Origin of the sequence: Synechocystis sp. LKSZ1, from assembly GCF_040436315.1 — a bacterium.
Classification (GTDB): Bacteria; Cyanobacteriota; Cyanobacteriia; order Cyanobacteriales; family Microcystaceae; genus Synechocystis.
Genome location: NZ_AP031572.1, coordinates 3,590,723 through 3,610,311, shown reverse-complemented (window position 1 = coordinate 3,610,311; position 19,589 = coordinate 3,590,723). Strand labels below are relative to the sequence as shown.

The following is a 19,589-nucleotide window of genomic DNA, read 5'->3' as shown; positions in this document are numbered from 1 at the left end:
AGGGGATCATCGAAACTATCTAGCGACGGGGAACCGAGGCTTCGATGTTAATGTTTAAGGCAGAGATCTTGGGAATGGTATTGGCGGAGGGGTTGATGCTCCGAGCCATGGCCAAGAAATTGACGGGATCGCCGGCTTTGGCCTTTTTGTCCTGGGGAACAAAGCGACGAACTTCGTTTTGCCAGACGATTTGGGGGAAGCCCAACTGACGACGGTGGTAAGCATCGTAACGGGGAGATTTGATATTGAAGGGGATTTCTCCAGCTTCTCTGCCCGGCAAATTACGACGACGTTGGTAGGGAACGGTATCGTAGCCGAAATTGCTCAGATACTCGTCGCTATTGAGGAGGTCATCCACAAACCCTTGAAGACCTTTGGTGGCGACGACAATAGACCAGGCAATTTTTTCCCGTTCACCGTAGACATCCCGACCCAGAACCTTTTGAACACAATGCTCAACGAAGCGATAGTTACTATTTTTGTCGTAGAAGCTATCGCGGAAGGTTTTGGAGAGCAAGAGGCCGCGGATAAAGTCGCGCACGGTCAATTGGCCATTGCGGAGTTGGGATTCTAGGATCTTTTCCCTGTCCCACTTAAAGGCATGGAAGAAAATTTGACGGTAGGCCGCTTCGATCAGATTGTCCATATCGGACGAAGAGAGCAGGTTTTCCGTCGTAAAAACAGTGGGTTTTTCATCACCACCAATGTCGTAGCCAGCAACTCGTACGTTCTGGCTTTTGGGGGCGTAATTTATAAGCGGAATAGCCAAGATGGAACCTCCGTAATCTTAGAAAAGCTTTAAACGAGTTATGTAAATCATAAGGGAGCAAGGGCCTCCCCACGGTCAATTATTACAAATTCTTACAAAGCCTAAAGTTTTACCCGTGAAGGTTGGCCCAGGGGCAAGGAACATGACTGACTGCCCTTACCAGCCACTGAGTTGTTCGTAGGCGGTTACGGCTTCTTCTGGAGCAGCACTGGCAGTACTTGTTGTTCGCATTTCCGTGCAGAAGGTAGCGGTGTTAAATCCGCCAAAACGCTGGACAGTACTGGTTCTCAGGCGCATGTTGGCATTGACGAACCAAAAACGCTCGATGGTGGTCATGGTTTCGTACTCAGTCACGAGCACCAGGGCATCTTCTTCGTCTAGGTGGTACTGGCCCGCAATGGGGACAATTTCGGCGTAACCGCGTTCTCGCAGCAGTTGGCCTTGACGGGGATTATCCACCTGAGGAATCAGGGCAAAAACCGTTGTCCCTTCATGGTTTTCATCTTCTTTGTCCCAGGCCATGGTACTTTCCCAACGGACAAAGGCCCCGCCGACGGCCAGGGCCGGATCAACCTGATGAAGTTGACAAATTTCGATGATTTTGGGGTGGTCGGCCCCCAGAGCCTCCACAAAAATTTCGGAAGTACCCGTTTCGGCACGGCGAAAGGCCAAATGATGGGTGGTGCGCTGGGATTGCCACGTGCCAGCACTTTTCAAAAAAAACTCCATGGCATCCATGGTGAGGGGCTCCTGTTCGCAATAGGGTCATTTCCCCATTGTAGAAGAGGTTTGGGGCCTCACCATTCCTGGGTCAAAATGGGCGGTTGGCATTGCTTAATTTGCACAACCAGGGACTCCGCTCCTTCCTGGTGTAGGTCTTCTGCGAAACCGGCTTGGTGTGCTTGGGCCTCGACCAGACTCTCAAAGGGGCCAAAGTAGTAGAGACAACGGGGATAGTCGGTGTAAATTTCGATCCACCAAGGGAGGCTTGACCGGGGTGACAGTAAGGGATTAAGGAGAGCACTGGGCATTACTCGAACGATCTGGCCACCGTCGCGATGAACCCGCTGGATTTCGTTACTCAGTCGGGCCAACGGCACTTTTAGGGAGTAATAACTACGAGTTTGCTGTAGGCCGGGGCAAGAGGAGAGGGCAGGCAGGACAACAATTTCGAGAATAAATTGCAGGTCATCGGCACTGGGACTGGTCAACATAGGGTTGGCGGCGCTCAGTAGGCTGTTTAGGGGAGGAAAAAGGGATAAAATACCGAAGAATAGGGCTTTAAACCGGTGGGGGCTCTAGGCGCTTCCCCTATTATTGACCAAAAAAACCGGGGGGCAATGATGAAGAGATTAAAGTTTTGTAATAATCGGTAAGGCGATGGTTGCCCCGGCGACAGGCCTGGCTTGGGCCAAGGGTAGCCATTGTCTGTAGTCTCATCCATCCTTACTCAACTTTTCTATGACTGCTTTTCCTTCCCCAGCCTCCACGACCAACGTGAGCACGGTCAAGTACGGTGAACGCTTAATTGAAGAGGGCCAGTTGGTGACCTTCCCCAATCCTCGAGTGGGCCGCCGTTTCAACATTCACATCACCCTGCCGGAATTTACCTGCAAATGTCCTTTTTCTGGCTACCCTGACTTTGCCACCTTTGAGCTGACCTATTGCCCCGACGAAAAAGTGGTAGAACTGAAATCTCTTAAGCTCTACATCAACCGTTATCGCGACCAATATATTTCCCATGAGGAAGTGGTGAACGTAATTTTGGATGATTTTGTAGCGGCCTGCGATCCCCTCTACGCCAAACTGCGGGCAGACTTTAACCCCCGAGGAAATGTACATACCGTTGTGGAAGTCGAGCATACTCAATCGTCAGCCGGATCATGACGCTCTGGAAACACCTCCAACGCTATGGGCCGGCCTTCGTTGGCCTCGTTTTGTTTGGGCTGTCCTTGACGGCGATCCAGGGGGAAATTCACCGCTACGGTTGGTCGGCTATTGTCAACAGTCTTCATGCCATTCCCGACCAACGTCTCGGTTTGGCCCTGGGTTTGATGGGGATCAATTATATTTTTCTCACGGGTTATGATACTTTAGCCCTCCGTTATCTCCAATATCCCTTGGCCCTCGCTAGAACCAGTTGGGTCGGTTTCATCAGCTATGCCATCAGTAATAGCGTCGGCCTAGCTCTGTTGAGTGGTAGCGCCCTGCGTTATCGCTTCTATCGACAGTGGGGCCTGGGCAATGGCCAAATTGCGGCGATCATTGCCTTTTGTAATGCCAGTTTTTGGCTGGGCCTGTTTGCGGTGGGGGGGATCACCTTCCTTGTGGAACCACTCCAGGTACCGAAATTTCTGCGTTTACCCTTCGATTCCATGCATCCAGTGGGCATCGTTTTTGTCGGCTTGACCCTGGCCTATCTGGCCCTGAGTTTGGCCACAAAGCAAGGTATTGTCATCGGTCGCTGGCAACTTCCCCATGTCCCCCTCTCCATTTCCTTGGCCCAAATTGTGGTGACGGCGGCGGACTGGGGCCTGGCCTCGGCAGTATTATTTGTGCTGTTCTCCCCTCGGGCTGACCTGAGCTATGCGGGTTTCTTCGGGATTTACCTCCTGGCCCAATTAGCAGGAATTGTGAGTAATGTGCCCGGTGGTTTAGGTGTCTTTGAAACGGTGATCCTATTTATTCTTCAACCGACCTTTAGTTCTGTGGAAATTCTGGGGGCCTTGCTGGCCTACCGTGTGATCTATTTCTGGATTCCCCTGGGAACCGCCAGCCTCAGTCTCAGCGGCTACGAATTGTGGCAGTATTATCAGCGTAAACTTCAATCCTAGACCCGGAGGGGACACCATGGGCTTTCGTCGCTTACCACCATGGCCCCGTTGGCTCTGGCCTAGCCTAATCCTACCCCTCGGCCTCCTCAATGCTTGGGTGCTGTTGCAGGTATTGGAATATTTTCAGTCCCCCATCCGCATCTTTATCATTGCCAATTTACTGGCTTTTATTCTGGGCTATCCGGTGCGTTGGCTCCAGCGCCATCCCCATATCCAACGTTTTCAAGCAGTGATTCTCGTCCTGGTGGGAGCCGGCCTGGCCCTTGCCTGTATTGCTGTACTCGTCGTGCCACCGCTGATGGAACAAGTTCGTCAACTCTTACACCTCCTGGCCAAACTCGGGGATGTCAATGGAGAATATTTTCAACTCCTCGACCGGTGGACCGTCCAGTGGCAACTGCCCAGCAATTTAAAACAGTTTGCCCTGCGGGCCTCGGAGCAGATTCCAGGCCAAGTACAAGGAATGCTCAGTCACCTATTGGGACTCTTGATCTGGACGGCGGGGGGCCTTTTTGAAGCGGGTTTTATCCTAATCATCACCATCTATCTCCTCCTTCGGGGCCGCGAATTTTGGGATGGTATTTTCCGCTGGCTCCCCCGTCGCTGGCGTCATCCTGTTCGCCAAAGCTTCCGCCGTAGTTTTCAGAACTACTACATTGGCCAAGCAACCGTGGCGAGCCTGTTGGGAGTCAGTCTCAGCCTGGCTTTGATTGCTTTCCAGATTCCCTTTGGCTTGCTGTCCGGTCTAGCAGTGGGAGTAATGGCCCTATTCCCTTTTGGTGGGGCCATTACCATTGCCCTGGTGAGTGCCCTGGCAACTTTTCATGGCCTGTGGGTCGGCGTTCAAGTGCTGGTTATTGCCACCATCATTGATCAAATTATTGAAAATGGTCTGGCCCCGCGACTACTAGGAAAATTTACCGGTGTTCACCCGGTATGGGTACTATTATCGTTGATGATCGGAGCTAAAATAGCCGGTATTCTAGGGATTTTAATCGCCGTTCCTTGTACTAGTTTTATCAAAGATATGATCGACGAGTTTTTCCCTGGCCCCGATGTCTTAGCTGAGTCACAACGAATAAACTAGTGGGGAGAGGCTTGGGGACTCAAGGATTGCTCTGGTTGTTCTGCCTCTCCACTCAATAAGCCCAGGCGTGTAAAGGGCCAGAATCGAACAAAGGCCCGGCCAATTAATTTTTCGCGAGGTACAAAGCCCCAAAAGTGGGAATCATAGCTGTTGTTGCGATTATCACCCAGCACTAGATATTGGTTAGGGGGAACCGTCACCGGGCCATAGTCATAGGTCGGGGCCTGGGCAATGTAATTTTCTTTTAAGGGTTCACCATTGATATAGACGGTTCCTCGGGAAACCTCCACCGTATCACCGGGTAGACCAATCACCCGCTTAATGAAAGCATCCTTAAAATTGCGCTCTTCCAATGCCACTGTGGGATTAAAAACCACAATATCGCCCCGTTGGGGAGCGTGAAAATGATAACTAATTTTTTCGATGATCAAACGATCATTGATCTGTAGGGTCGGCTCCATGGAAGAAGACGGGATGTAGCGGGCTTCTGCCACGAAAGTACGGATGCCAAAGGCCAAGATGGCTGCTGTCACCACGGTTTTAGCAATTTCTAGCCAGGGGTTTTCCTGGGGAGCCGGGGACATTGGCTTCGGCTCTTGATCGACGCGCTGGGTCATAGTCAGTAAATACTCAAAAAAAACAAAACCTTAACTCGGCTTCGGGTAAATCTTGTTTTTCCAGTGTAGCGAATCTCTTGGCCTAATCTTGGGAAGCCGGGGACGGTGATGTCCGTAGGCCAAGACTGTCGCCCAAGAAATTAATACCTATGACCTAGCGAAAGATCCAGTACTCGAGTCGATACGGCCATGGCCTTGGGGCTAGACCAAGCGTTTCAGTAAATGCTCGATAAAGAAGGGAATCACTCGAAATTGGTTTTGATAGAGTTGGGCAAGACTCACCGGTGCCTCCGGTGGAATCATCGCTGATTGATACTGCATAATAATCAACGTATTCCAAACCCAGAAAAATAACGTAGCGCCAAGACCGACCTTAAGCCAGGAACGATGGGGACGACTATCCCACAGGGCCGCCAGGCCAAAGACAAACACAATCGTGCAGTTAGAAAACATACGTCCACCCACACTGGCCCCTTGCCACCAGCACCACCAGGCTGCAATAAAGTAAATTTGCAAAACGAGGGCCAGACCCAAACTAAAGCTTAGTCGGGGTAGGTGTCGCCAAGCTAAACCCAAGCCAATTGTACTTAGCAACGTGAGGGGATGCCAGATAAACAGGCCCCGATGGCCAGAAAATAGAACCTGCCAAAGGGCCGGTTGTAACCAGTTAAAACTACCGCCATAGCCCCGTGCTTGGCCTTCCTCCAGGTAGGGAATGCGCTGTAGGCCGCCATACTGCCAGAGGTACATCAGGGCCTGGGGAATTTGCATCATCAACGTAATCCCCAAAATCACTACCAAGGCCCGCAGATAGGTTGGGTTCAGTAATCGTCGCCAGGGCCAGGAAAAGGTTTTTATTTGACGTTGAGGCCCTTCACTCCCAAGCCAACCCAACACCACGGGAACCACAAAAAAAAGACCATCCTGGGGCCGTACCCAGGCCGCCATTCCTAAAATTCCGCCTAGGGTAATTTGCCAGGGCCACTGATCAAGCCAGGGTTTGCTTACCGTTAGATACACCAGAGCCGCTATTAAAAAGGCTGAGACCGCATGGGACATGGAAACCTCTAGGCAGAGGTAGTAAGTCAGGGGCGACGCAAACCAGATGCCGGCCACGGCCAGAGCCGCTGACGATAGGCGGAAATAACGACGGGCCAGGCGATAGGCCAATACCAGGGCACTAATCCCTAGGCTAAGACTCCCCAAACAGTATAGAAGTTCGTAGGGCCAGGTCATACCATTGGCTTCCACGGCAAAACCAAGGCTATTCAAAACCAAGGCCAGCAGATGGCCCAGCAGAAAAAAGGGAAGCAAAACTAAACCCAGGCCTAGAGTATATTTACTATATTCTGGGATAGGGCCCGGCACGCGCAGGCCGCCCCCAAAACTAGAGGCCGATTGGGCATAGTAACGGTACTCGTTATCGACCCGGAGATTGCCATCAAAAATTAAAGAGCGCAGGGGCGTATAGTAACCCAAGCCATCGCCAAAGACGCCAAAGCCCGTCAGAGAGAACTTAATCAGGAAGATTGCTAGGGTGATACCGACACCAACCCAAAACCAACGGTGGACAGTTTTTTCATCCCAGCGCGTTAAGGCGTTCAGCATTTCTATCCTCCTAGCGCTGACAAGTCGGGCAAAAGTGACTGGAACGGCCCGCCAGTTTAATCCGTTCAATGGGGGTGTCACAGACTCGACAGGTCTCTCCTTTGCGCCCATAGACCCAGGCCTGACCGCCATAGTTACCGTTAATTCCGGTCGGATCCAAAAAGTTGCTAAAGGTGGTTCCCCCAGCGGCAATGGCCGTTTCTAGCACTTGCAAAATCGTTTGGTGGAGAAGGGGCCAGTATTTGGCCTGTAATTGGGAGCCTGTTCGGGTCGGTAAAATACCCGATTGGAATAACACTTCATCGGCATAGATATTACCCAGGCCAGCCACCAGGCCTTGGTCGAGTAGGGCCGTTTTCAGAGGTCGTTGACTACGCCCCAGGCGTGATTGGAGATAGGCTGGGCTAAAGTCTGGGGAAAAAGGCTCCGGGCCGAGGCGCTTCAGACCCGTTATCACACTCTCGATCGATTCGCCCGGTAGGACGTACCAGATTCGACCAAAAGTACGAATATCAATAAAACGGAGTTCTTGGCCCGATTGACAGGGAAAGCAAAGGCGAGTGTGGGGAGTCCGCATTTCTGCTTGGTTCACCCAGAGCAATTGGCCCGTCATACGGAGATGAATCCCGAGGACACTGGCTGATTGACCTTTTGGGTTGATTAATTGGCCAAGTAAATATTTGCCCCGCCTCTGCCAGGCCTGGAACTGTAGTCCGGTTAGGGCCTGTTGAAAGGCGGCAACAGAAAGGGGGTAAGCGAGCGTGCTTGGATGCAACACTTCTCCCCCCTGGAGGATTTGTCCAAGGGTCAGACGATTAAGACCCCGACAAACTGTTTCTACTTCTGGCAGTTCTGGCACAGTTGCGCTAATTCAAGGCATCACAACCCTTGATTTTAGGCCTTGGCGGGGGCCGCTTGCACCAGTTCCAGTTCGTTTTCTGCAAAGTTATTGGTGTTAACCCCAGAGGCACTACCACTAAAACCGTTGTAGTTGACGCGCTCAAAGCGAACAATTACCGGATAGAGGATGCCGCTTTTTTCAACGCTGGCAACGGTTCCCACATCACCATACCAGTAAGATTCGGGGCGCTTGATTCTAACTTTGTCTCCACGTTTAATTGCCATAGGTTTGTCCTTAAATAAGTCCGTTTGTGATAAGTTTGCCACGCCCAGTCATTTCCCATGGAAACCGAGGCGAGGTATCCATTTTACTTAACGCCAAATTCTATCAGTTTTTCCGAAACCGCCCACGCTTGGCCCAGAACGCCATTACAAATCTTTACCAACTTGTTCTATAAAAGTACTAGATACCCGCATCTTCATAGAGATCTGCAAAGTTAAGCATTAACTGGAGGCTCTGCAACTCAAACCGTCCGTCTTCAGGATGGTAAGTTTGTAGAAACCAAAATTTATCTCCACTACGCCGAAAGATTTCTATCCGTTGCCGTTGAGTATTGATCAGAACGTATTCTGTTAAAGTTTCTAGGGTTTGGTAATCGTTGAATTTATCGCCCCGGTCAAAGGCCTCCGTGGACTCGGAAAGCACTTCCACAATTAATTTGGGAAAGCATTTGTAGAGCGGTGTTTCCTGGTATCGAGGATCACAGGTCACCATCAAGTCGGGGTAATAGAAGCAATTCCGTTTTTCTAGGCGGGCCTTGACTTCAGCAAAATAAACTCGGCAAGCACTGCCCCGCAAATGGATCCGGATCAGGCTGTATAAATTACCAATCAGGATATTATGCCGATCCGTTGTCCCGGCCATGGCATAAACCTCTCCCTGCCGATATTCATGCTTGCTGGCATTTTGGGTTTCCCAGGCCAGGTATTCCTCTGGCGTTAGATAGTGCGGCTCAGAAAGTGCAACCATACAAACCTCGTAGCGTTAGAGATAACTTTAATTGTGGCGCAGGCATTCCCTCAAATTACTTCCGGGCCTGAAGCACTTGTAAACTGCCTCCAGCGTAGAGCCATTGCTGGCAATCTTGAAAGTTATTTTGTTCGAGCAGGGCCATGAGGTCAGTTTTGACCAATTGCCAGGCGGTTTCCGTTTCAAACAGGGCCATGAACAGGGCCAGGGGCGGCCAGTACAACCAGTTATGGGGCGCATGGAGGTCAATAAAGGTAAAAATGCCGCCGGGTTTGAGAACCCGATAGACCTCCTGAATAATTTGGCGTAACTGCTCGGGGGTCATTTCATGCAGGGCCACGCTGGTATGCACCAGATCGAAGCTGTTATCGGGTAGAGGTAGAGCCTCGGCAAATCCCTGGACGTAGGCGGCCTGGGGGACTTGGGCCTGGGCCCGTTGTAAGGCCACGGGAGAGGCATCTAGGCCCGTGACGTGGGCCTGGGTTTTTACCAGAAATTGAGTGGCCTGACCACCGCCACAACAGAGATCCAGGATTGTTTGCTCTGGCCCGAGGCTTAAACCCAAGAGGGGCAGTTGGTGGAAACGCTTTTCACCCCCCACCATCCAGGTCGCCAGGGTCGAAACGGTGGCATAGAGCCAAGGGTATTGGTAACTCCAGGTTCGTAAAATAGTCGCCATAGGGTCATCGTCGGGGGCCAATAAGAGCGTGGAAAAAGCCGGTTCTCCTAGCCTTGAGGATAGCAAAGGCCGGATCTTCCTTGGCCCTGCTTGCCATTGAAGACCGTTTCCGCTCTGCGTTAGACTGGGCAAACAAGTTTTCCCTTATCGATCTTGACCCCAATCCTATGGCGCCTACCCTCCTCCTGTCCCAAGAACTGCCCCAACTTGATTACTCCCTCAACCGGACTCGTTTGGATGAAACGTGGCAAGCCTCCCTGGCCACGCTGTTGGGCCTGGGTCGAGCCGCAGGGGCAGATCTGGTGGAATTTTTTCTAGAAAAGGTCAACTACGTCAGCTGCATGGCCGAGGAAGATGCCATCACCAGTCTGACTCCCCGTCTTTCCAGTGGGTGTGGAGTACGGGTTTATCGGGGGAAGGCCGATTGCTACGTCAGCACCAATGATTTGTCCTTTGCTGGCTTGCGCACGGCTTTAGAAAAAGGCCTAGCCATTTTGGGTTTGGCCCTGCCCTCCCCCCAGTCTTACATTCCCCAGATCAACCTAGAACTTCTGCGGGACTATGCTACGGCCAAGGGTAAGGAAGATTGGCTGAGCCGCTGTAGCTCGATGCAGGAAATGAGCGACGTTCTGTTACAGGCTAACCAGGCCCTGAATCAATACGCCAGCCATGCCCAATCCCGTCGGGCCGTCTATTTTCGGGACTGGCAAGAAGTTCTGGTGGCCGCCAGTGATGGGACGTTTGCGCGGGATATTCGCCTCACCCAATCCGTGGGCTATTCTTTGCTCTGTGCGGATGGGACCCACCGAGCCTCCATGGGCAAGCGTTCCGGCAATACCAGTGACCCGGACTATCTACGCCAGTGGGACTTCACCACCACGGCCCAGGAAGTCGCCGAGTCCGCCGGTAAAATGCTCTACGCTGATTACGTTGAATCGGGAACCTATCCCGTCATTATGGCCAACGAGTTTGGCGGTGTAATTTTCCACGAGGCCTGTGGTCATCTTCTCGAAACCACCCAGATCGAACACAAAACCACTCCTTTCTTGGATAAGAAGGGAGAAAAAATTGCCCACGAAAACCTCACGGCCTGGGATGAGGGCCTGTCGGATAAAGCCTTTGGCACCATTGATATGGATGATGAAGGGATGCCGGCCCAGCGGACGTTGTTGATTGAAAACGGCATTCTCAAAAACTTCATTGCCGACCGAACCGGCTCCCTGCGGACTGGTCATCCCCGCACGGGCAGTGGTCGTCGCCAGAGCTATGCCTACGCTGCGGCCTCACGGATGCGCAACACCTACATTGCCCCTGGCCCCTATAGCCTCGACGACCTGTTTAACTCCGTCGAAAAGGGCATTTATTGTAAACAAATGGGCGGCGGCAGTGTTGGAGCCACCGGGGAATTTAACTTTGCCGTTTCCGAGGCCTACCTGATTGAAAAGGGGAAAATTGGGAAACCGTTAAAGGGGGCCACCTTGATTGGTACCGCCACGGACATTATGGAACGGATTTCCATGTCCTCTCAGGATCTGGGGCTGGCCGCGGGTTTTTGTGGCTCCGTCAGTGGTAGCGTCTACGTTACCGTTGGCCAACCCCATATCAAGGTAGACGGCATTACCGTCGGGGGCCGCTAATCTGATTGGCCTTAGGCCTGCCAGTTGGCCCAGTCCTGGGGAACTAGGAAGCGCTGGGTCAATTCGGCCTCGGGGCTATCGGCCTCGGGGCTGAAGCAGTATTCCCAACGGACGAGGGGCGGCAAAGACATCAGGATGGATTCTGTACGGCCGTTGGTTTGTAGCCCAAAAATAGTTCCCCGGTCATAGACCAGATTAAACTCCACGTAGCGGCCCCGGCGATAGAGCTGGAATTGTCGTTCCCGATCTCCGTAGGGCGTGTGGCGGCGTTTTTCGACAATGGGGGTATAGGCGGGTAAAAAGGCCCGAGCGCAATTTTGGGCCAATTGAAACAGATTTTCCCAATGGAGAGGAGTCATCGGGGCCAGCTGATTACTATACTGGGCTGCGGCTTTGTCGGGATGGGGGCCCCGGTAAATGGGCGACCGGCCATCCTGGTAGTCAAAGAAAATACCGCCAATGCCCCGCATCTCCTGCCGGTGGTTGAGGTAAAAATATTCATCGCACCAGCGCTTAAACACCGGATAAAACTCGGGATGAGTCTGGTCACAGGCCTGTTTTAGGGTGCGATGAAAATGGGCCGCATCTTCCGCAAAGGGATAGTAGGGCGTTAAGTCGGCACCACCACCAAACCACCAGACCGGGCCGGCCTCAAAGTAACGATAGTTGAGGTGAACCGTGGGAACGTAGGGATTGCGGGGATGGAGCACCATGGACGTGCCCGTAGCATAAAATTCATGGCCGGCGGCCTCGGGCCGTTGCTTAAGAATGGAAGGGGGAAGTTCTTTACCCCACACCTCGGAAAAATTAACGCCCCCCTGTTCCAGAAAATCACCGTCCTTCAGCACGCGAGAACGGCCACCGCCACCTTCTTCTCGTTGCCAGCTATCTTCTTGAAATTTACCTCCACCATCCAATTGCTCTAGGCCCTGGCAAATTTCCGTTTGGATGGCCTGCATAAACTGACTGACGCGACTTTTGGCATCGGAGGGGGGGAGGGACGGAGTCTGGGTAACGGGAGTAGGACTAGCGGAAGAAACGGTCATAGTATCGTGGAATGTTATCTCTGCAAAAGTTCACAACCAGCCTTTTTGCCCCAAGGAAGGACAGGGGCCCGCTTGGCATCCGGCAGAAAGACTTTCAACACTCTACGCCTTTGGGAATCCCTACGCCAATTAATGAAAATGTATCTTAATATTCAAAATCATGACTCCCCCCAGCCATTACACTAAAAATTGACCTCAGATTTTGCTCAGGAAAGTCCAGGTGAGTCTCAAGCGTTCGCTACAACGTCTAGCCATTCGGGGAAAGCGTTTATTTGCCTTTTCTCTTTACAAAACCTATCGTGTGGTTAGTTCCGCTCCCCTAGAGGTTCTCTGGTACAAATTGGTTGACCTGGCCGATGTCTCCTGGCACCCTCTTTTTTTTAAAACTAATGTTCCCCTAGGATTGATCGCCAAACCTGGCCTGATTTACCAAGTCGTGACTCGTTTAACACCCATTCCCGTCCGCCTCTTTGTGGAAAATGTTCGGCCGGGGAATCTCCTCAGCCTGCGAGTCTTGACGATTCCTGGCCTAGAGCAAAAAATTACCTATCAAGTAGAATCCACCCTCTGTGGCACCTATATTTCCTATTCCGTCACGCTACGGGGTTGGCTCTCTCCCTTTATCTGGTGGTTAATCAAGCCCTATTCCGACCGAGTGGTAACGGAACTGGCCAATGCGGCGGAACGAGTGGTCTATTGACTAGGCCAGCCAAGCAGTTTTGGTATTAACAAACTCTAGAATACCGGCGCGGCCGAGTTCCCGACCAAAGCCCGAGCGTTTAATGCCCCCAAAAGGTAAACGGGGGTCAGATTTAACCATGCCGTTGATAAACACCGCGCCGGCTTCCAGTTCATCGATTAATTGCTCCTGTTCCACTGGATTCTGAGTCCAGGCACAGGCCCCCAGGCCAAAGGGCACGTCGTTGGCGAGGGCAATCGCTTCTTCCATCGTGTTGACCCGAAAACCCAGGGCCACCGGGCCAAAAAATTCTTCTCGATAGGTCGGGGCCTGGGAAGAAATATCTGTGATCACGGTCGGGGGGTAAAAGTAGCCCGGCCCGTCCAGGGGATGGCCACCGCAGAGGAGAGTCGCTCCAGCTTGTATCGTTTGTTGAACCTGAGTATCCAGATCGGCCAGGATTTGAGCATTGGCCAAAGGGCCAATATTAGTGGTTTCCTCTAGGGGATCTCCGATGTTCAGGGCCTGGAAGCGTTGGCATAATTGGCTAAAAAACTGATCCGCAACGGTGGCCTGGACAATAAACCGTTTGGCGGCAATACAGGACTGGCCATTATTTTGCAGACGGGCCATCACCGCTACTTGAACCGCCTGCTCTAGATCGGCACTTTCCAACACAATGAAAGGGTCAGAACCGCCCAATTCCAGCACCGTTTTTTTGATCTGTTGTCCCGCCGCACTAGCCAAACTGGCCCCGGCGGCCTCACTCCCCGTCAGAGCCGCGGCCTTGATACGGTCATCGGCCATCAGGGCACTGGCCTCGGATCCGGAAATAAAGAGCGCTTGAAAAACTCCCTCGGGAAACCCGGCGTCCAGGAACAGGTCTGCCAGGGCCTGGGCACATTGGGGCACATTGGAAGCATGCTTTAACAGGCCCACATTGCCTGCCATCAGGGCCGGCGCCGCAAAGCGAAAAACCTGCCAAAAGGGAAAATTCCAGGGCATCACCGCCAAAATAGCGCCCAGGGGTTGGTAGCGAATAAAGCTACGCCGAGCATCGGTTTCAACCCCTTCATCGGCCAAAAAAGAGGCGGCTTTTTCAGCGTAAAATCGACAGACCCAGGCAGATTTTTTAACTTCTCCTCGGGCCTGGTTGATGGGTTTGCCCATTTCGAGGGTCATAAGGCGAGCATAATCAGCCTGACGTTGCTCTAACAAGTCTGCTACCCGTTGCAGCCATTGGCCCCGTTGTGCAAAGGAGGTGCGGCGATAGGCTTGAAAGGCCTGCTCGGCCCGACATAATTTAGCTTCCAGGGCCGGACCTTCATCGGGGCTGAAGCGCTTGAGGACTTCCCCATTGTAGGGATTCATACTCACTATCATGGCCTGGCCCTCCCGTAACGCGATAATCAAATGGTGCGTTTAAGTCCATCATAACTTGGGGAAATCAAGGCCCAGGGATAGGCCCCTAGGCAAAGACCACCGTGCGATTGTCATACACCAAGACGCGATTTTGCAAGTGTAAACGTACCGCTCTGGCCAGCACAACCCGTTCTAGATCTTTGCCCTTACGAATCAAATCGGCCACTTCATCCCGGTGACTGACCCGCACCACATCCTGCTCAATAATGGGCCCTTCATCGAGATCGGCGGTGACATAGTGGGCCGTGGCCCCAATAATTTTGACGCCTCGGTCGTGGGCCCGTTGGTAGGGATTAGCCCCCGGAAAAGCTGGTAAAAAGGAATGGTGGATATTAATGATATTGGGAAAGGCCCGGATAAAGTCCGGGGTCAGGATTTGCAGATACTTGGCCAGTACCACCAAGTCAATCCTGTATTTTTGCAGGAGGCCAAGCTGAGCCTGCTCTTGGTCGCGCTTATTATCTTTGGTAATGGGGAGATGGTGAAAATCAATCTGGAATTGCTCAGCAATGGGAGCTAGGGCACTATGGTTGCTGATAATTAGAGGAATTTCGCAGGGAAGCTCCTGGGACTGCCAACGCCACAGGAGATCCAACAGACAATGATCCTGCTTGGTGACCCACACCGCCAGCCGGGGCCGTTTTTGAGAAAAATGTAATTGCCAAGTGGCCCCCAGTCCCTTGGCCACCGCCGACCATTTTTCAACTAATTGCGCCTGAGACAATTGAAAATCCCGCAACTGCCATTCAATGCGCGTTAAAAAAAGGCCTGAGGAAAAATCCGTATGTTGGTCGGCGTGGATAATATTGCCGTTATGTTGGTACAAAAACTGAGCAATGGTGGCCACGATGCCTTTTTGGTCAGGGCAGGAAATTAGCAGGGTGGCAGTGGCTTCACTCATAAAGAATATAGGGCCTAACGGTAATCGTAATCCACCTCGGGCTGGAAGGCGGGGAGAGCAAAATTAGAGGGGTCGCGGAGAAAGGAAAACACTTCTTCCTCTAGACGATGAATTAAATACGGTTCAATGGTGTTGCTATGGCGTAAACAGGCGAGATAACCGTCGGTATAGACCCGGACTTCTTCTAGGGAACGGCCGCGGTTCCAGAGGTCTACCATGGCATCGGTTAACCGTTGGTAATAACGGATTGTTTGAGGGTCTTGGAGCATGGAAAACATCAGCAAGCAGACTTAATAGCCTAATTTTATCAAAATTGAACGCCCCTATTGATACGACTGGTATGGACAGGGGGGATTACCGTTCTAGAACCAAATTGCCTCAGGGCATCCACTCTAGATAAATACCCAAGCGATTATCCTTTTGGGCGCGGGAGTTTTGTTGTTGTAGATCGGTGGCAATGCGCCAATGTTCCGTGACGGCATAACCGACGGATAGGGTGGAAATCCCTACTTCGTCACTACTGCCAGGGGCCACAAAACTCTGACTAAAACTGAGGTCGGCCGCTCCAGTACGGGACAGAGCCAAATTAACTTTACCGCCCAGATTCAGGCCCTGGCTGGCGTAGTCCCCCGTTTGAAGGGCGCGGTAGCCTAGCAAAGGCGTAATATTGAAGTATCCCCCCAAAGGTAAAAGATAGTACTGGGCATTAATTCCTCCGGCCTGACGTTGGCTAAAGTTAGTACTATAATCACCGCTGAGGGTAACGGGCGATTGGCCCAGGAATAGATCCTCAACCCCAACACCCAGACCACTGCTGTTGTCGGAAGAAGGAAAATAATTGTACCCCAAGCGAAAACGGGGCCGGAAACTGGGATCTTGGGCCATCTCCTGGTTAAGGTCGGGGATTTTCTGCAGCCAGCGTTGTAACACAGGGCTCTCCTGAAGAATCTCGGGGTTTAGATCCAACGCTTCAGTTTGAGCCTGGCTGGGTAACGCCAGACTAACCCAACCCACGAACAAGCCCAGAATGCACCAGGGGAATCGAAAAAGGTAAAGCATAGGGACAGCAATAGGCATGATTCCTGGGATGACCAGGCAGTAATTTGGGTTCCCGGCCCTAACCCGAAAGGGTCGCCGAGAGATAGTCGGCAGTGGACTCCACCAAGGGAATCACCTGTTCGTAAAGCATACGGGTTGGCCCAATGACGCTGACACTGCCGACGGGTAAATGGCCCTGACGATAAAAGGCTGAAATCAAGGTACAGGGCCGCATGGATTCTAGGGGATTTTCGGCCCCAATGCGGAGGGTGACGCTAGGCTCGGGACGAGCTGGGCCAGGCCCTTCTCCCACATCAAAAATGACCGGAAAGAGTTGGTCCTGTTCTTGCTCTAGAAGATGCAGGAGCATGTGAACTTGATCCAACTGGGAAAATTCCGGTTGTCGAATTACTTCGGAGACGCCATGGATCACCATAGCGGACGGTGGAGAGGGACGAAAAAACGGTTGTAATTGCTGGAGTAAACCTTGCAGAAAATCTGCATAGCAAGCAAATTCTTGCCCCAGTTCCTGCCAATTAAGGCTAGCCAATTGAGAGAGACGTTGACCCCTAAGTTTATGATTTAAAAAGTTAGAAAGAATCTGTAATTCCTGTTCTAAGAGTTCTTGGTTATCGGCTTCCTGCAAGCTGATGGGGAGATCCAGGGAAAGAGAGTGTGTCTGATAACTATCGGTCACCAAAATGACAACAATCTGTTCCCCTGAAATTTGTACTAACTGGAGGTGGCGTAGTTGAATGACTTGGGTCTGGGGAAAGGTCACTAGGGCAATACAACCACTTAGACCCGCTAAGATCTGGGCCGCCCGTTGCAGAAGAATTTCGAAATTCCAGTGTTCTCCCTGAAGTTTTTGTTGGAGAGATTGTTTAACGGTTTCAGTGTTGGGATTATCTAAATTAATGAGTTGTTCAACGTAAAGACGATAGCCCCAATCGGAAGGAATACGGCCGGCAGAAATATGGGGTTGATAGAGTAGGCCTGCTTTTTCTAAGTGGCCGAGGGCATGGCGAATCGTGGCGGAACTGACACTAAATTTATACTCTTCCACAAGGGTTTTAGAGCCCACTGGTTCGGCAGTGGCAATATAATGCTGGATCGTGGCCCTCAGGATATTTTGATGACGCTCACTTAAAGGTGGTGCGTTAAACATAGCCTCAAGTCGTTATTTATTAAATAAAAAGTTTTTCAAAAAATGATGTGAATATTATCAACCCCAAGCTCAGAAATCAGCTTTTTAGTAGCAGGCTAGGGTACTATCAACAAGCTGGGCATAGGCATGGATACCGCCCACGATATTTTTAACATTGGTAAAGCCAATATTGCGTAGCCAGTGACACATTTGCTCAGAACGAACCCCATGGTGACAAATAACCAGGGTCTCCTTCTGAGGATTATAGCGGGTTTTAATTGTACTAGACCAATGGGTGAAATCACTCAAAGGAAGTACATCAAAACCCTCCAAATGGACAATGGCCACCTCATGGGGTTCTCGCACATCAATCAATTGCAGATCTGGATCGGCTTCAGCCAGGCGCAGGGCCAATTCTTGAACGCTAATTTCGAGATGAGGATGGGGCATGGCTCTAGGCAAAATAAAATCTAGGGTAGCAGGTTTATCAGAGCCGGCCCAATCCTTCTCGTCCGGCCATTATCCTACCGGGGCCAGAGCTGAAGAATCCGCCGCTTGACCTTGATACTGGAGAGCTGCCTGCATTAGGCCCAGAAACAGAGGATGGGCCTGATTGGGGCGGGAATGAAATTCAGGGTGGAATTGACAGGCAATAAAAAAGGGATGCTGGGGATATTCCACAATCTCCACTAAACGCCCATCGGGGGAAGTTCCACTCACCACAAAACCCGTTTCTAAGAACCGTGTCCGGTAGGCATTGTTAAATTCATAGCGGTGGCGATGGCGTTCGTAGATCACTTCCTGTTGGTAGAGGGAAAAGGCCAGGGTATCCGGGGCCAAGCGACAGGGGTAGAGGCCAAGCCGCATCGTACCGCCGAGATCGACCACATCCTGCTGTTCGGGTAAGAGGTTAATCACTGGATTGGGGGTATCGGGTTCAAATTCAGCGCTGTTGGCTTGGTCAAGCCGGGCCACATGGCGGGCCCATTCAATCACGGCGCACTGCATCCCCAAACATAGGCCTAGGAAAGGAATCTTTTGCCGACGGGCGTACTCAATAGCCTGGACTTTGCCATCAACCCCCCGAATCCCAAATCCCCCCGGCACGATCAGGGCGCTAATTCCCTGCAGATAGGTCGCGGCCCCCTTATCTTCAATTTCTTCGGCACTCACCCAGCGGAGTTTGAGTTTACTGTTTACAGCAATGGCCGCATGGCCCAGGGCCTCCACCACGGAAAGGTAGGCATCACTGAGTTGAACGTATTTACCCACCAAGGCCACTTCGATTTCCTGTTGGGGAGATTGCATCTGCTCGATTAAGGATTGCCACTGGGACAGGTCCGGATGACGGGGTTCTAGCTTTAACAGGGCCAGGGTCTGCTGGGCCAGGCCCTCTCGCTCCAGAATCAGGGGCACTTCGTAGATACTGCTGGCATCCTGGCAGGTAATCACCGATTCCACCGGTACATCACAAAATTCTGAGAGCTTTTCCTTCATGCCGGGATGCAACGGCCGGTCACAGCGACAAACCAGGACATCGGGTTGAATCCCAATGGAGCGCAGTTCTTTGACGGAATGCTGGGTGGGCTTGGTTTTCATTTCCTTAGCCGCTGGAATCCAAGGAATCAGGGTGACGTGCATGTAGAGGACGTTGTGACGACCTACCTCTTTACGGAACTGACGAATGGCTTCGAGGAAGGGCAGAGATTCAATATCCCCCACCGTGCCGCCAATTTCGGTGATCACAATATCGGGATTGGTGTTTTGGGCCACCCGCAGAATCCGCTCTTTAATTTCATTGGTGATATGGGGAATCACCTGGACAGTTCCGCCCATATAGGCCCCCCGCCGCTCTTTATTGATCACGGCTTGGTAGATTGAGCCAGTGGTCACGCTATTGAGGCGGGACATAGAAGTATCGGTAAAGCGTTCGTAATGGCCCAGGTCGAGATCGGTTTCGGCCCCATCCTCGGTAACAAATACCTCTCCGTGTTGGTAGGGACTCATGGTGCCGGGGTCAACGTTAATGTAGGGGTCGAGTTTGAGAATTGAAACGGAGTATTGACGAGATTTGAAAAGACGGCCCAGACTAGCGGCCACAATTCCCTTCCCAATGCTTGAAACAACCCCACCAGTTACAAAAACGAATTTGGTCATCATCTATCCCCTAACAACATAACCCAGGCAAACCCCCAGCTTAATATATTCTGGCCCCTGTCTTTCAGGAATTTTACTGGGGTCTGGAATAGACTGTT

The 19,589-nt window shown here is 51.8% G+C and carries 22 protein-coding genes; 5 read left to right on the top strand and 17 right to left on the bottom strand.

Annotated elements, in window-relative coordinates:
* Positions 1 to 19: 19 nt before the first annotated feature.
* From ABXS88_RS16395 to ABXS88_RS16385, 3 genes are all read right to left on the bottom strand, one after another.
* Positions 20 to 769 carry a phycobilisome rod-core linker polypeptide gene (locus ABXS88_RS16395; RefSeq protein WP_353673115.1) on the bottom strand — a complete coding sequence of 250 codons (750 nt, stop codon included), beginning with the start codon at positions 767 to 769 and terminating at the stop codon, positions 20 to 22.
* A 156-nt stretch (positions 770 to 925) separates the two neighbouring features.
* A complete protein-coding gene (locus ABXS88_RS16390) occupies positions 926 to 1,507 on the bottom strand; it encodes a phycobiliprotein lyase (RefSeq protein ID WP_353673114.1) in 582 nt (193 codons plus the stop codon).
* A gap of 59 nt (positions 1,508 to 1,566) precedes the next feature.
* Positions 1,567 to 1,983: a DUF1816 domain-containing protein gene (locus ABXS88_RS16385; protein ID WP_353673113.1), complete on the bottom strand. Its 417-nt coding sequence runs from the start codon at positions 1,981 to 1,983 to the stop codon at positions 1,567 to 1,569.
* A 247-nt stretch (positions 1,984 to 2,230) separates the two neighbouring features.
* On the opposite strand from ABXS88_RS16385, the gene queF reads away from it, so the two are divergent.
* From queF to ABXS88_RS16370, 3 genes are read left to right on the top strand one after another with little or no spacing between them, the layout of a single operon-like run.
* On the top strand, positions 2,231 to 2,656 hold the full coding sequence (gene queF / locus ABXS88_RS16380; RefSeq protein WP_353673112.1) for a preQ(1) synthase: 426 nt from the start codon (positions 2,231 to 2,233) through the stop codon (positions 2,654 to 2,656).
* On the top strand, positions 2,653 to 3,603 hold the full coding sequence (locus ABXS88_RS16375) for a lysylphosphatidylglycerol synthase domain-containing protein (protein ID WP_353673111.1): 951 nt from the start codon (positions 2,653 to 2,655) through the stop codon (positions 3,601 to 3,603). The genes queF and ABXS88_RS16375 overlap by 4 nt, the downstream gene beginning before the upstream one ends.
* A 16-nt stretch (positions 3,604 to 3,619) precedes the next feature.
* Positions 3,620 to 4,690: an AI-2E family transporter gene (locus ABXS88_RS16370; protein WP_353673110.1), complete on the top strand. Its 1,071-nt coding sequence runs from the start codon at positions 3,620 to 3,622 to the stop codon at positions 4,688 to 4,690.
* On the opposite strand, the gene lepB is transcribed toward ABXS88_RS16370, so the two are convergent.
* The 6 genes from lepB to ABXS88_RS16340 all read right to left on the bottom strand — a co-directional run bounded on the left by lepB (position 4,687) and on the right by ABXS88_RS16340 (position 9,464).
* Entirely contained in the window at positions 4,687 to 5,307 is a 621-nt protein-coding gene (gene lepB / locus ABXS88_RS16365) for a signal peptidase I (RefSeq protein ID WP_353673109.1), read from the bottom strand. The genes ABXS88_RS16370 and lepB overlap by 4 nt on opposite strands.
* A 201-nt stretch (positions 5,308 to 5,508) precedes the next feature.
* Positions 5,509 to 6,915 (bottom strand): hypothetical protein, encoded by a 1,407-nt coding sequence (locus ABXS88_RS16360; RefSeq protein ID WP_353673108.1) that lies wholly within the window; start codon positions 6,913 to 6,915, stop codon positions 5,509 to 5,511.
* A 10-nt stretch (positions 6,916 to 6,925) separates the two neighbouring features.
* Positions 6,926 to 7,774, bottom strand: a complete 849-nt coding sequence (locus ABXS88_RS16355; protein WP_353673107.1) for a DNA-formamidopyrimidine glycosylase — start codon at positions 7,772 to 7,774, stop codon at positions 6,926 to 6,928.
* A 35-nt stretch (positions 7,775 to 7,809) separates the two neighbouring features.
* Positions 7,810 to 8,040 carry a photosystem I reaction center subunit IV gene (locus ABXS88_RS16350; protein WP_353673106.1) on the bottom strand — a complete coding sequence of 77 codons (231 nt, stop codon included), beginning with the start codon at positions 8,038 to 8,040 and terminating at the stop codon, positions 7,810 to 7,812.
* Between the two features lie 178 nt (positions 8,041 to 8,218).
* On the bottom strand, positions 8,219 to 8,785 hold the full coding sequence (locus tag ABXS88_RS16345) for a Uma2 family endonuclease (RefSeq protein WP_353673105.1): 567 nt from the start codon (positions 8,783 to 8,785) through the stop codon (positions 8,219 to 8,221).
* 55 nt (positions 8,786 to 8,840) lie between these two features.
* Entirely contained in the window at positions 8,841 to 9,464 is a 624-nt protein-coding gene (locus ABXS88_RS16340) for a class I SAM-dependent methyltransferase (RefSeq protein WP_353673104.1), read from the bottom strand.
* Between the two features lie 167 nt (positions 9,465 to 9,631).
* On the opposite strand from ABXS88_RS16340, the gene ABXS88_RS16335 reads away from it, so the two are divergent.
* Positions 9,632 to 11,101, top strand: coding sequence for a TldD/PmbA family protein (locus tag ABXS88_RS16335; RefSeq protein WP_353673103.1), 1,470 nt, complete (start codon positions 9,632 to 9,634; stop codon positions 11,099 to 11,101).
* An 11-nt stretch (positions 11,102 to 11,112) separates the two neighbouring features.
* Here the strand turns inward: ABXS88_RS16335 and hemF are convergent, their stop codons facing one another.
* A complete protein-coding gene (gene hemF / locus ABXS88_RS16330; protein WP_353673102.1) occupies positions 11,113 to 12,147 on the bottom strand; it encodes an oxygen-dependent coproporphyrinogen oxidase in 1,035 nt (344 codons plus the stop codon).
* 220 nt (positions 12,148 to 12,367) lie between these two features.
* Between hemF and ABXS88_RS16325 the strand changes: the two genes are divergently transcribed.
* Positions 12,368 to 12,847: an SRPBCC family protein gene (locus ABXS88_RS16325; RefSeq protein WP_353673101.1), complete on the top strand. Its 480-nt coding sequence runs from the start codon at positions 12,368 to 12,370 to the stop codon at positions 12,845 to 12,847.
* Here ABXS88_RS16325 and ABXS88_RS16320 read toward each other — a convergent pair whose 3' ends face one another.
* The 7 genes from ABXS88_RS16320 to pyrG form a co-directional block, all read right to left on the bottom strand.
* Positions 12,848 to 14,209 (bottom strand): NAD-dependent succinate-semialdehyde dehydrogenase, encoded by a 1,362-nt coding sequence (locus tag ABXS88_RS16320; protein ID WP_353673100.1) that lies wholly within the window; start codon positions 14,207 to 14,209, stop codon positions 12,848 to 12,850.
* Between the two features lie 85 nt (positions 14,210 to 14,294).
* A complete protein-coding gene (gene purU / locus ABXS88_RS16315) occupies positions 14,295 to 15,149 on the bottom strand; it encodes a formyltetrahydrofolate deformylase (protein ID WP_353673099.1) in 855 nt (284 codons plus the stop codon).
* A gap of 14 nt (positions 15,150 to 15,163) precedes the next feature.
* Positions 15,164 to 15,418, bottom strand: a complete 255-nt coding sequence (locus ABXS88_RS16310; RefSeq protein ID WP_353674838.1) for a DUF6761 family protein — start codon at positions 15,416 to 15,418, stop codon at positions 15,164 to 15,166.
* A 109-nt stretch (positions 15,419 to 15,527) separates the two neighbouring features.
* Positions 15,528 to 16,079 (bottom strand): hypothetical protein, encoded by a 552-nt coding sequence (locus ABXS88_RS16305; RefSeq protein ID WP_353673098.1) that lies wholly within the window; start codon positions 16,077 to 16,079, stop codon positions 15,528 to 15,530.
* Positions 16,080 to 16,266: 187 nt separating this feature from the next.
* Positions 16,267 to 17,355, bottom strand: a complete 1,089-nt coding sequence (gene hrcA, locus ABXS88_RS16300; protein ID WP_353673097.1) for a heat-inducible transcriptional repressor HrcA — start codon at positions 17,353 to 17,355, stop codon at positions 16,267 to 16,269.
* Positions 17,356 to 17,439: 84 nt separating this feature from the next.
* A complete protein-coding gene (locus tag ABXS88_RS16295; RefSeq protein WP_353673096.1) occupies positions 17,440 to 17,784 on the bottom strand; it encodes a rhodanese-like domain-containing protein in 345 nt (114 codons plus the stop codon).
* Between the two features lie 69 nt (positions 17,785 to 17,853).
* Positions 17,854 to 19,491 carry a glutamine hydrolyzing CTP synthase gene (pyrG, locus tag ABXS88_RS16290; RefSeq protein WP_353674837.1) on the bottom strand — a complete coding sequence of 546 codons (1,638 nt, stop codon included), beginning with the start codon at positions 19,489 to 19,491 and terminating at the stop codon, positions 17,854 to 17,856.
* Positions 19,492 to 19,589 lie beyond the last annotated feature (98 nt).